At 60.4% G+C, this 12,593-nt stretch carries 8 protein-coding genes; 2 read left to right on the plus strand and 6 right to left on the minus strand.

Going from position 1 to position 12,593, the window contains the following annotated elements:
* Positions 1–115: 115 nt before the first annotated feature.
* The 6 genes from IVA75_RS09215 to IVA75_RS09240 form a co-directional block, all read right to left on the minus strand.
* A complete protein-coding gene (locus IVA75_RS09215) occupies positions 116–4,027 on the minus strand; it encodes an RHS repeat protein (protein ID WP_247282721.1) in 3,912 nt (1,303 codons plus the stop codon).
* Positions 4,028–4,506: 479 nt separating this feature from the next.
* On the minus strand, positions 4,507–5,898 hold the full coding sequence (locus IVA75_RS09220; RefSeq protein ID WP_247282722.1) for a hypothetical protein: 1,392 nt from the start codon (positions 5,896–5,898) through the stop codon (positions 4,507–4,509).
* Positions 5,895–7,169 carry a glycosyltransferase family 4 protein gene (locus IVA75_RS09225; protein ID WP_247282723.1) on the minus strand — a complete coding sequence of 425 codons (1,275 nt, stop codon included), beginning with the start codon at positions 7,167–7,169 and terminating at the stop codon, positions 5,895–5,897. The genes IVA75_RS09220 and IVA75_RS09225 overlap by 4 nt, the downstream gene beginning before the upstream one ends.
* A 27-nt stretch (positions 7,170–7,196) precedes the next feature.
* Positions 7,197–8,543, minus strand: a complete 1,347-nt coding sequence (locus IVA75_RS09230; protein ID WP_247282724.1) for a glycoside hydrolase family 5 protein — start codon at positions 8,541–8,543, stop codon at positions 7,197–7,199.
* A 34-nt stretch (positions 8,544–8,577) separates the two neighbouring features.
* Positions 8,578–9,714, minus strand: a complete 1,137-nt coding sequence (locus IVA75_RS09235; protein WP_247359011.1) for a glycosyltransferase — start codon at positions 9,712–9,714, stop codon at positions 8,578–8,580.
* Between the two features lie 267 nt (positions 9,715–9,981).
* The gene (locus IVA75_RS09240) at positions 9,982–11,067 is read right to left on the minus strand and encodes a glycosyltransferase family 1 protein (protein ID WP_247282734.1); all 1,086 of its coding nucleotides are present in this window, start codon (positions 11,065–11,067) and stop codon (positions 9,982–9,984) included.
* 380 nt (positions 11,068–11,447) lie between these two features.
* On the opposite strand from IVA75_RS09240, the gene IVA75_RS09245 reads away from it, so the two are divergent.
* The gene (locus IVA75_RS09245; protein ID WP_247282726.1) at positions 11,448–12,455 is read left to right on the plus strand and encodes an NAD-dependent epimerase/dehydratase family protein; all 1,008 of its coding nucleotides are present in this window, start codon (positions 11,448–11,450) and stop codon (positions 12,453–12,455) included.
* A gap of 24 nt (positions 12,456–12,479) precedes the next feature.
* Positions 12,480–12,593, plus strand: a 114-nt coding sequence (locus IVA75_RS09250) for a sugar phosphate nucleotidyltransferase (protein WP_247282735.1), incomplete at its 3' end; no start/stop codon positions are given.

Below are 12,593 nucleotides of genomic sequence, written 5' to 3' on the forward strand. Positions count from 1 at the left end.
GCGGCTTATGCCTCGCGACAAGGCAGCCGCCTAATTATTGAACGGCGCCGGAACTTGCCTGAGCTGGCCCCGACGCCTGAGATGTTGATGCGATCCTGCAGACAATTCACCGTGGTCAGACGAACAGGAAATCGTGGCTCGTCAGGCTGGCGACGTTGACATTCTTCAGGAGGATCGAGTCGCTGGCCGAAAGCGTGACCAGGGCGTTCGCGCCGGACTGCGTGATTTGCAGATGGCTATAGTCCGCGGCGAGGAGCTTCGAGATCTGGAGCACGTCGTGAGTGGCGGCGTTGCCGGCCTGGAAGTTGACGATCTGGTCTTGGCCGTGATCGTAGGCGATCGTGGTCGAGCTCGGCGCCGCCGAGAACAGGTCATTGCCGGCCCCGCCCTGGATCGTCACGCCGGTGGCAACCGCTGTGACGTTGTGCGTGCCATCGGTTTTGGTGGCGTCGAAGAACTGGAGTGCGTTGGCCGAATTGTAGTTCTCGTGTTGCGTCGTGCCGGCCTGTCCGTTGAAGTTGAACAGGAAGACGTCCTTCGAACCGTCGGCATTGTTGGCGATCTCCTGGGTCTTGGAACCGGAGCCGTCGTAGATGTCGGTCAGCTTGCTGCCGTCGTTGTTGGTGACCTGGGTATAGTCCAGGGTGCCATCGGCGTGGGTCCGGGTAAGCTCGACGATATGCCCGGAGGCATCGAGGTGCTGATGCTGTGTGGTGTAGGACTGCCCCTTGATGTTGTAGCTCCAATTGTCCGACGTGCCATCGGCGTTGGTAATGTACGCGGCGGTTTTGACGCCGTTGGTGTAGGCGGTCGTGGAGCTATAGCCGTCGATCTTCGTCGTCACCTCGCTGGTCAGAACGCCCTTGGCGTCGTACCAGTCCGAGGTTTTGGTCCCATCTGAGCTCTGGACAAGCGTGAAGGCGAGGCTGCTATCGGCGTGGGTGCGCACGATGTTGGTGAGGAAGCCGGTCGAATCGTAGCTGTCGTGCTCGTTCGTGTAGGTCTGCCCCACGATGTTGAACTGGAAGACGTCCTTCGAACCGTTGGCGTGGTAATCGGTCTCCGTCATCTTGACGCCGGAGGCATTGTAGTTGCTCACCACGCTGCTGCCGTCGCTATTGACGACCTGGCTGTAGTCGAGCGACCCGTCGGCGTGCGTGCGGACGACTTCGGTTGTGACACCGGAGGGGTCGAGGTGCTGGTACTGCGTGGTATAGCTCTGACCTGTAATGTTGTAGCTGTAATTGTCGTGGCTCTGGTCCGCATTGGTGATGTAGGCGGCGGTCTTCACGCCGTTGGTGTAGATCGTCGTTGCGCTGTAGCCGCTCGTCTTTTCCAGGACCTCACTGGTGAGAATGCCGCTGGCGTCGTACCAGTCCGAGACTTTGGTGCCGTCGCTGCTCTGCTGCAGCTTGAAGGCCAGGCTGCCATCGGCGTGCGTGCGAACCAGCGAGGTGAGGAAGCCTGCCGCATCGTAGATATCGTGCTCGGTCGTGTAGGTCTGGCCGGTTATGTTGAGAAGCCAGATATCCTTGCTGCCATCGGCGTTGTAGTCGGTTTCCTTCGTCCTCGTTCCCGCTGCGTTGTAGTTGGTGACGACGCTGCTGCCGTCGTTGTTGATGACTTGCGTATAGTCGAGCGTGCCGTCCGCATGCTTGCGGGTCACGGCCGTTACCTTGCCGGATGGATCGACGTGTTGGATCAGTGTGCTGTAGCTCTGGCCGGTGATGCCATAGGCGTAATTGTCCTGGCTGCCGTCGGCATTCTTGACATAGGCGTTGGTCTTGACGCCGTTGCTGTAGAGCGTCGTCGAGCTGAAACCGTCGGCCTTTTGGACGACTTCGCTGGTGAGGCCGCCGGCGGCATTGTACCAATCGGTCGTCTTGGTACCGTCCGTCGTTTGCGTCAGCTTGAACGCCAGGCTGCCATCGGTGTGGAGGCGCGTCAGGGTCGTGAGAAAGCCGGTCGTATCGTAAACGTCGTGCTCGGTCGCATAGTTCTGCCCCTTGATGTTGTAGGTCCAGACGTCCTTGCTGCGATCGGCATGGTAGTCGGTCTCGATCAGCTTGACCCCCGTGGCGCTATAGGTGGTGATCACGCGACTGCTGTCGCTGTTGTAGACCTGTGTCGAATCGAGCGAGCCGTCGGCATGGCTGCGGACCACCGAAGTGACCTTGCCAGTCGAATCGAGGTGCTGGACCTGGCTCGTGTAGCTCTGCCCCTTGATGTTGTAGGTATAGTTGTCCTGGGTGTGGTCGGCGTTCTTGACATAGACCGTGGTCTTCACGCCGTTGGTGTAGATGGTCGTCGAATAATAGCCGTCCGACTTTTGCAAGACTTCGCTGAGAAGCGTGCCGGTCGTGTTGTAGGTGTCGGTGGTCTTGGTTCCGTCGGTAGCGAAATGGACGGAGGTGGTCTTTACGCCACCGGTGTAGCCGATCGCGTCTTTGGACCCGTCGGTGTAGACGATCGTGGTCGAAATAGGCAGTCCGCTTGCGTTCAGGCCGGTGTCCGCTTTCGAGAGGAGGTTGCCGCTGGCGTCATAGGTTTTCGTGCTGCTCCAGGTCGCGGCCGAGTTCGTGACCGAGAAGGAATGGCCGCCCTGGATCTTGGACAGTGCGCTGCCGTAATGCGCGATCATATAGTCCATCGTCGCTTTCGACGCGACGGGCAGGACATGCGAGTCGGTTAGCGTGATGGTTTTAAGCGCCGTCGACGTGCTCAGGTCGGACAGTTGCGGCACGATCTCGGCAGCCGTACCGCTGACACTGGTTCGGGTGTCCGGCGGAATCGGGGTGGTCGCAGGCGCGTCGATCTCGATGATCAGCGGGTGATCGCTGACCGGAATCGTAATGGTGCTGACGTCCGTGTAGCTCGCGATCGCGGTGGTTCCGGTCAGCGTGTCGTACACCTTGACCGAGTGATGCATGCCACCCAGATTCACCGTGACCGTCTGGGTTGGATTGGAGATCTCGGCATCGGCCGCATCATTCCAGAGCTTCGGCTCCGCCCAAACGACCAGCTCGTAGGCGCCATTGCTCTTGCCGAGCACCATGCTGTTGCCCGAGGCCGGCATGTTGCTCAGCGTGTAGTTCAATGGATTAGTCGGCTGCAGGCCGCCCTTGCCATCATCGGCCAGAATGCTCGTCAGGTTGTGAATTGCCGTCGCGGCGAGCTTCGGCGTTCCGTCGGAGTTGAATAAGCCGAAGTTGGCTTCAGGATTGGTGTTGCTGGCGGACGAGTCGCGGTCGAACATCTCGTAGAGATAGGTCGCGCTCACGCCAGCCTTGTAGGCATCGACCAGGGTGTTCAAGATCGACTTGGCCTGCACCGTCTCGTCGACGCCGAGATATTGGGTGTTGGCCTGGGTGGTGTAGCCGGTCTCCGTAATCACGACGGGCTTTCCCGGCGCCGCGGTCGAGACGGCGCTCAACGTGGCGGCAAGTGAGCTGCTGGTCGCCAAGCTGGTGCTGACATAGGCATGCGCATTGGCGAAATCGGCCGAGCCCGACATGTTGCCGAGCTGGCTGTAGCCCTGGGGATCGTTGTAGGCGAGCGACAGATTGAATACGGGAATGCTGGAAAGCGTGCCGTCTGCCTTGACCGCCTGATAGAGTGCGCTTTGGAACTGGCCCGCGGCGTTAAGGCTTGAGCTGCCATTGTAGCTGAAGGGCTGGTGATTGGCCTCGTTGAGCCCCTCGATGGCGCTGATGCTGCCCGGATGGCTCGCCACGAACTTCTCGAGCGAAACGATATACTTCTGAAGGCCGGCCGTGCCCAGCTGGGGTAGGGCGGAGGACACCAGGAAGTCGAATTTGTAGCCGGCAGCCGCCAGCCCTTCAACGACCGGTTGTGCCGCCGGGCTGGTGCCCATCGCGTCGCGGAGATGGGTGACGCCGAGATACTTCAGGTCATCGACCATCAATGCGAGGTTATTGTAGTCGGTCCACCCGAAGCCGGCATGCGTGTTGACGCCGATGGAGTTGATGAAGCCGCTTGCGGAGAGGATGGTTTGATCTGACGACATTTCACACTCGAATTTCTACGCGAACGAAATTGCTCGCAGGGATTTGCGTTCAACCTTCTCGATCGAGTGTGAATTTCAGATAAAAATCGGAGCTACAAATCGAGAGCGATCAGCAGTTCCTCGCAGGAACAGGTCGACTCTGATTCAAGACAATAACGATGTCGTGCCGACGCAGCATGACCTGAACATGGCGCTTCCAAGAATTCGCAGAGTTTCACTGCTGAATAAATTCGCATGTCGCGCTTCAATGATGCATGTGAGTTCGGGCGTGGATGCGGTGAAACTGTCAGGCCGACCCGATGCGCTGGTAGAATTTTGCCGGTACGAGCAAGCCACTCAGTATTCGCGTATTGGTTGCCAGTCACTTTGCCGCATTTGGGGCGAAGTAGAGAGTTCCACGGTAGGAACTTCGCGAACACGAGCGGAGTGTCAGTCGCCTCAGCTCCAAAGAGGATTTGTGACGGGAACCGGTCGACAGATCAGCTTGGGCGGGCCATGAGGAGAAAGTTTCCGCGCCAGCCGACCGCAGCCGTGACGATTGCGGCGATGACGATTTTTCCGGCAAGCCACGTCACCGGTTCGCTCGGCGCATGATTTAACGACGCGATCAGGATGGCGGCTGCGAGCGCCTGAAGCACCAGGGGCCAGCGCGGGAACGCCTCGAATCTGAGGGTAGGGCCAAGCCCGGCCGAGATCGCTGCGAGCGTGGCGATCGAGGCGCAGGTGACTGCTGCTTGCGGCGACAGGCCGGCCCAGACGGCAACCAGGGAGAACGCCGCAACCATTGCAAGCTGCCCGGCAGCGACGAGGACGAGCCTGGTTGCGAGCTTTTCCAGGTGGGGAACGACCGCGATCGTCGCCTGCAGGTGGGTATGGAGGAAGTAGAAAGCAGCGACCGCCGGCCCTGTCGCCAGGAAGCCGTCGACGCTCTCCCGCGGGACCAGGATGCGGGCCGCGTCTGGAATGAAGGCGACAAGCCCGCCCAGCAGGACCAGGGTCGTGCAGATCATGAACTCGAACATGTGCCGCGCCGATTGTCTCGATGTCGTGGCGCTCCCGTGCTCGAAATCATTGACCACTTCAGGATAGCTCACGGTGTGGATCGCCGCATTGAGGACCCAAAAGGGACGTTGCAGCAGGTCGAGCGCAATGGAAAATCCCGCACCGGCTCCCGTGGCGCCGAGTCGCCCGACGACGATGATACGAAGCAGAACCGGCACGGACAAATGGATCACGGACGCGCCGGCTGCAAGCATGCCGTAACGCGAGAAGTCCTTCCAGTCAGCCAGCATTGTTCGCAGCGACACGCGATCAAGCGGCGTGCGATATGCGACGAGACCGGCAAGGAGCCCAAGCAGGTGACCCAATGCGATGCCGAGCAGCGTCGCTTCGGCTGTGCCTGAGATCATTCCGCCCGCGACGGCCCCGCACAGAAGAGCTGTCGCACGCAGGGCAAGAAGGCAGGAGGCGGTCCCCAGCCGGTTCGACAGACGTACCGACAAGAAATACAAATCGGTCGAGCCCTGAAGAACGGCCACGCTCAGGCCGAGGACGACCAGCCGTGGCGTGAGGCCGCTGATCAAGGAGGCGCAGCTCCCGACGGCAACGAGCGCGCCGGCGCTCATGAGCGCCGCCGCAAAGAGCGACGATCTCAGTCGAGCAGCCTCGCTCTCCTTGGCGGCCGCAAGAAAGCGCAGCCCCGCGAGCTGCAGCCACTCGAACATGAGGACGCAGAGCAACTGGCTCGAGGCCATTGCGAGGGAATAATTGGTGTAGTCGGCGGCAGGCAACAGGTGACTGATCACAAAGATCAGGATGATCGCTGCTGCGCTTTGGTAAACGTAGCCGGCGATCGCGAAGAGACGTGTCATCTCGGAATGAAGCTACTCTTTGCCACCGCATGCGCATGCGGCGCCCCGGCTATTGCTGGACGCACCGACGACATCCGTTGCTGACGCAGTTGTTCATACAGGTTCTTGTACGACGACAATACGTCGGAAAAGATCCACTTGTTCGTGTCCGCGATAAGCCGCCGGCTGATCTCGTCGATCTTGTGCGGATCCGCGGCGATTTCCCGCATGCTCCTGGCCAGGGATTGTGGATCCGCTTGGGTCAACCACCCCGTCATGCCATGCTCGATCGCCTCCGGCATGCCGCCAAAGTGCGTACCGAGCAGCGGCCTGCCCGCCGCCTTGGCATCCGCGACGACGAGCGGGCCGGGATCGTGCCAGATGGACGGCGCGACCACGACGTCGACTTGCCTGTAGAATTCATCGGGAGATACGAATCCCATGAATTCGACCCGCGCATGCGGCGCCAGTGCTCTCAGGCGCTGTTGCTCCTGATCGCTCAAGCGGCCGGCAATCATCATCCGGATCCGATCAGGCGGCAGCATGGCAAGCGCTCGCATGAGATTGTCGATGCCCTTCTCCTCAGTGATCCGTCCGATGAAGCCGAACGTCACTTCCGTCGTGCAGACAGGCCGCGGGTAGGGTGAGCGCGGCGGCTCGGTCGAGGCATTGCGGATGACGGTGCGGATGGGCGTTTCGGCAAACATGCCCATATCGGTGTGAATGGAAAGGACGCGCTCGCTGACGCCGACCACGGCATCGAGCCAATGCGTCGCCCGCTTGCGGTGGTACGTCAGGATCCCACAGCTCGTACAGGTGCGTTCGCAGGAGTGGCCCTTGTCGAAGCGGGAGCAGCGTGGACACGTCAGATAGTAGTCATGAAGCGTGTGCAGGACCGGAACTCCGAGCTTGGCGGCTACCCGCCAGATCGCCGTGGTCAGGCCCGATAAATTATTGGAATGCAGCACGTCCGGCTTGAAGGCGCGAATGCGCTCCGCGATCATCGGGGCCTGGATCTGCCAATCGTCGATCGCATGCCAGATGCTCCGTTTCACGACGGTCTTTTGCTCCGTGAACGGCGCATAGACGTTTTGCACCGGTGCGGAATAGACGTTGATACCGTTGCATAATTCACGCCCCTGCTCGGGTGCGGATGCGGCGCGCACCACCTCGACCTCGTCGCCGCGCTGAGCCAGGCCCTCGGCGAATCTCCGCGCGAAGATCTCTGCTCCGCCGACGATCTTCGGTGCCTGCGGGGTCGGATAAAGTGTGGATGTCAAAAGGATCTTCATCGCGTCAACCTCTTTGTGCCGATCCGATTACCGTGCCGGCCGTATATCCAGTGCGGGAATGGCGTCATTATTGGCGGCGATCAGGACCGGCGTGCTCGAAACCGGCAGCCAGATCCCGGAGGCAGGCCTTGCGGTTGCATCGCAGGGCGCCGCGAAAGTCGCACCCGGCAGATCGCCTCTGATCCGGACCTCGTAGCGTCGATCCGGATCTTCGGACCAGACCGCGACTTTGCCGCCGGTGGTCGAGGATGCTCCGATCGACATCACCCCGGTGGCAAGGCTCCTACGTTCCGCGGTTAGGGTGGAGCGGATGAATGCCCAGGCGCCACGCGCCGCGCAGGCTACGGGTTTGGGCGAATTGTCGAAACCGTAGACGCCAAAATTGTCCTCCAGCTCGGCTGGATTCTGGCCACTGTTCTTGAGCTCATAAATCCACATCCCCTTGAGCCAGCGCGCCGCTGTCGAGGCCCACAGGATGAGCTGTGCCGTGTTGTCGGCCTGGGCCTGCTCGCTGACACCGCATTTGTTCGCAGCCGTGGTCCAGCCAGTTTCGGTCACGTAAATGGGGAAGTCGGGATTGCCGCTCGCTTGGCCGACCAGCCGATGGAACGCAGTGAGCCGGTCGATAATCTCGGTCGAATTGCGCTTCGACGGCGCCATGCAGAAATTGTAAAGATGAATCGAGGCGCCGTCGGCGTATTGAAGAATACCGGTTTGCAGCATCTTCTCCGTCCACGTCCAGCCGGGATCGTCGCCGATCGCGCCGACGACGAAAGGCGCATTCGGCACCGCCTGCTTGACCGCCGGCCGTGCTGCCTTGGCGAGGGCCAGGTAATTCTCGGCCGAGAATGCAGCGTCTTTCTTCGCTGCCAGATTCCACTCGTTCCAGAGTTCGAAGATCGGGCGCTGCGGCGCTACCGATCGCGCTGCCGCCGCCGCATAGTCCGCGAACCGCTGCCGGGCTTCGTCCGTCGTCGGGGGTGACGAGTTCGGCACGAGGTGATGACCGAATGCAAGGATGAGGAGCGGCCGGGCGATGCCGGACTGAACCTGCGCGTCGAGCCTGCCCAACCGTGGCGTGAAGCCCATCCGGCGGCCAGGCAATTCGAAATCAGACCAGGGAAAATCGTCGCGGAAGGCGTTGAAGCCCAATTGCTTGATCTGACCGACGTTCACGGAGGGCACGTAGCCTCGCGAACTGACCGGCCCTCCCAGTCCCTGATGGGTGCCGATACCCAACAGGAATCTGCTCTCAAGCGTTTGAGCCTGTTGAGCGCATACCGGGACCGACAGAGAAACAGACGCGATGACGCTCGCGATCCAGAGCAGCCCGTTGCGACCCAAGGTGCGGTGGCCTGCCATCGCCTGGATCATACTCGTCATCATGTCTCGCCTGCCGCAACTCACCTCAAAAAGGCTTCGAGAGGTCCGATTGCAGCGCCACGTTCTGCTCGACTCCGCTCTTGCTGTCGTCGAGGAGTTCGACATAGACCTGATGCAACTGGCGGTGTGTCTTCTGGACGTCATAAAACTGCTTGAAGCGATCGTAGCCGCGTTGACCCAGGACCTTGAGATCCAGATCGAGCATCCGTCGGAAGCCGTCGATGAGAGGTTGAACGGCGACAGGTTCGCAAAGCACGCCGGTGACGCCGTCAACGACGATTTCAGGGAGCGCTCCGCTGTGGAACGCCAGGATGGGCTTGGCCGCGCGCATCGCTTCCAGAGCGACGAGGCCGAAGGCCTCCCATCGTGACGGGATGACGACGAGATCGGCCGCCTCCAGCTGAGTCTCGATTTGCTGACGATCCAGCCAGCCTAGCAGCGAGACGTTGGCGGGAACCGCAGCTCCGTCGAATTTGTTGACGACGGAGGCGCCTACAATGCGAACATCCAGGACGTCTTCGAGGGATCGTGCGGCCTCGATCAGGAGATCGAAGCCCTTCTGTCGATCAAGGCGACCGATGAAAAGGACCTTGGCCTTCTTTGAAGTCCAATCCGTTGCAACGCCGTGCGGCAGCGGGCGGCTCTTGGAGATGCCATTGTGCACCAGGGTCAGACGGTCAGTCGGAATTCCCGCCCGCACCGCTTCATTGAATTCATCGCCGGAAATGCAGATGATACGATCCGACGTGCGGGCCAGAAGAGTCTCTGCAGCTTTTGCCGCCAGATGGCTCAGGCGGCCGGTCTCTCGCGAGAATGCCCAGCCATGCGGGCAATAGACGACGCGCGGACCTTCAGAACGAGCGGCCAACGCGGGCCTGAGGACGAGTCCGGCAAACGACGAATGGAGATGCATGACGTCAGGCTTGAAGGCGTCGAGCGCCTGCATGCTCGCCCGCAGCATCTGAAACAGTCCGGCGATGCTGCGGCCCGATCTGTCGAAGGTTGTGATCTGGCTGTCATCGATTCCAACGAGGTCGTGGCGATGATCCGATGGCACAACATAGTGCACGTTCTCCGCGCCGAAGCTCGCTTGCTGCTGCGGATGCAATTCGTTCAGGTAGCTCGCTATCCCACCCCGGATGGTTTCCGCGACATGCAGCACCTTCACCGCCTGCCTTGCGGAGGATTGAGTTGGGAAGATCGACATGGCGCATCCTTAATTGAGCATCAACGGATGCGATCACAATCCATCCAATCCATAGCGAGATTTAGGCAGCGGTGTGGTGTTGTTGCGCCGCGATGTTGAAGCTCGCATCCTTCGAAGTCGAACGTGCGCATGGAACTCGTTGGATGCCGAGCCGCCGTCGGCGTCGTGCTCAAGCAACTGCGCGCAAAATCTGAGCGCTTCCGCCAAACCGGCGGCGCCTCGCTATGCTCGCGATGCGAGAAAACCAAGCAATGCTCGCGCCGAGTCTTGCCACGAATATAATGCAAGACGATCCTGTTGCTTTCTGCGCTCCTGATCAGAGATTGCGCCAACTGCCAACCTTTCGAGCATAAGCTGTTGCAGCGCTCGAGCATCGTTGGCGGAAAAATAAGCAGCTGCTTCGCCGCACGTTTCCATCACCGCGTCAGCGGTGGAGGCGATGACCGGACAGCCGAAGATCATGGCTTCCAGTGGCGGGACACCAAAGCCCTCGTATAGAGAGGGAAAGACAAACGCCAGAGCGTGCGCATAGAGAGCTGCAATCTCCCCGTCCGCCAGGCGTCCTGCGAGAAGCAGGCCCGATTCGCTCTCGCCCAGATTGTCTTGAAATACCTTGCTGTTATCTCCGCCAACAATGACGAGCGGAACGTCTTTTCGTTCGAGCAGCCGCGCGGCCTCGATTGCAACGGCGAGATTCTTGTTCTTGGTTCTGGAGCCGACAAAGAGAAAATATTTTCCCGGTTGAAGCCCTAGTCGGTCGAGGATGCCGGGGTCAGGCTTTGTGGACGCGAAATGCTCCGCGCTGTTGGGGAATATCGGAATGTCCGTTTTCGAAAGGCCAAGCATCGCAGCCAATTCATTGCGAGAAAAGGCCGATACGGTCGCGATCGTGGCCCGGCGTGCAAGCAGGCGACCCATCGTTCGGTGGACGGCCAAGTAGCGCCAATTGAAGAAATCGGGTCGGCGGAAGACCTGTGCGTCGTGGATGACGACGATATGATCGCGATGAAAGACAGGTCCGGCATTGGCCAGACTGATCAGGCGACCTCCAGCGGCGGCGCGCGCAAGTTCAATCTGATCCCAGGCATGTCCGCTCAACCGTCCTATCTTGCGGATCTTGATGCGGGTGAGATTGATCGCTTCGCTCGTCTCGTTGGGCACGAGCAATTGCCACTCGGCTCCTCTGAGGGCAGCGGGCGATTGGTCGGACGCAAGCAGGGCATCGATCGCTTTGACCAGTTCGGCGGCATAACGCTGAACGCCAGTCAGCTTTTGCGAGAGAAAGCGGCCGTTGATGAAAAGCTTCAATTTTGTGCCGTTCGGGTTGTCGATGCCACAAAGCGTGATCGCGATCTGTGCTTTCGGACCAAATGTGAGCACGGAAAGAAGCAGCCTGAAGGCACGGAATTATGACGACATCGATGGCATGATCGCGCTGTTCGTTCGGTGCTCCCCAGGAACATTTGTTAAAAGGCTTGGCGGGCAGGCGGGAGCCTTTGTGGACGCGCGTCTGATGTTGCGTCGACAGGCAAAGGACGCCCCCGTCTGGTTAACTTGGGATGGCTGACATCCGAAGCGCCCGGCATTAAGCTTGCCGATGCGAGGGGGATGTTCTCCAATGCTGAACCCTTGCCTCTACCGGTTCAGTCTGGCAATGCGGTATATGAGGACGAACAACGGAGTTTATTTTGGCCCCCGTGGTGGTTACCGGCGCTGCCGGCTTCATCGGCATGCATGTCTGTGAGCGCTTGCTTGCGCGCGGGGAACGAGTTGTCGGCATCGACGCAGTAACCCCTTACTATGATCCGGCGCTCAAGCGCGCTCGCCTCGAGACGCTCAAGCATGATGCCTTCACATTCCACGAGATCGATCTTGCAGATTTCGCTGCGGTGACGCGCGTGTTCGACGAGGTCTCGCCCGACCGCGTGGTGCACCTTGCGGCGCAGCCCGGCGTGCGCGCGTCGATCGACGATCCCATCACCAGCATCCGCGCCAATTGTGATGGCTTCGTCACAGTGCTCGAGGCCGGCCGGCGCCACGGCCTGGCGCATCTCGTCTACGCCTCGTCGAGCTCAGTGTACGGCGCCAATCGCACCTTGCCCTACTCGACCGAGCATTCGGTCAATCATCCGGTCAGCCTCTATGCCGCGAGCAAGAAGGCCAACGAGCTGATGGCGCACACGTTCGCACATGTTCACAAGCTGCCGGTGACCGGTCTTCGCTTCTTCACTGTCTATGGTCCATGGGGCCGGCCCGACATGGCCGCTTGGCTCTTCACGCGCGCGATCTTTGCGGGTGAGCCGATCAAGCTTTTCAATCATGGAAATATGTGGCGCGATTTCACCTATGTCGACGACATCGTCGAGGGCGTGATCCGCACCCTCGATCGTCCCGCGATGCCGAATCCCGCGTGGAACGCCGAGCAGCCGGAAAACTCGTCGAGCTATGCGCCGTATCGTGTCTACAACATCGGCAACAATTGCTCGGTCAACTTGATCGAGTTCGTCGAGACACTGGAGAAGATCATCGGCAAGCCTGCGATCCGCACGCTTTTGCCGATGCAGGCTGGCGACGTCCTCGAGACGCGTGCCGACATTTCGGCCCTGCAACGCGACGTCGGCTTCACGCCCTCGACGCCGCTGGCGGATGGCTTGGGCCGCTTTGTCGAATGGTATCGAAATTATCACCGCGTATAAGTCCCTCTCTTGAGTAGCTCACACGTGTCCCAAAAAATCATCCCCCTGATCATGTGCGGCGGTGCCGGAACGCGGCTGTGGCCGGCTTCGCGCGAGGTGCGCCCCAAGCAATTCCTGCCGCTGTTCGGCACCCGCTCG

Origin of the sequence: Bradyrhizobium sp. 134, from assembly GCF_023074155.1 — a bacterium.
Lineage (GTDB): Bacteria > Pseudomonadota > Alphaproteobacteria > Rhizobiales > Xanthobacteraceae > Bradyrhizobium.

What these genes read in the sequence shown, in the direction of transcription:
- IVA75_RS09215 (WP_247282721.1), bottom strand. Translation starts at nt 4,027, where the DNA reads ATGTCGTCAGATCAAACCATCCTCTCCGCAAGCGGCTTCATCAACTCC.
- IVA75_RS09220 (WP_247282722.1), bottom strand. Translation starts at nt 5,898, where the DNA reads ATGACACGTCTCTTCGCGATCGCCGGCTACGTTTACCAAAGCGCAGCA.
- IVA75_RS09230 (WP_247282724.1), bottom strand. Translation starts at nt 8,543, where the DNA reads ATGATCCAGGCGATGGCAGGCCACCGCACCTTGGGTCGCAACGGGCTG.
- IVA75_RS09225 (WP_247282723.1), bottom strand. Translation starts at nt 7,169, where the DNA reads ATGAAGATCCTTTTGACATCCACACTTTATCCGACCCCGCAGGCACCG.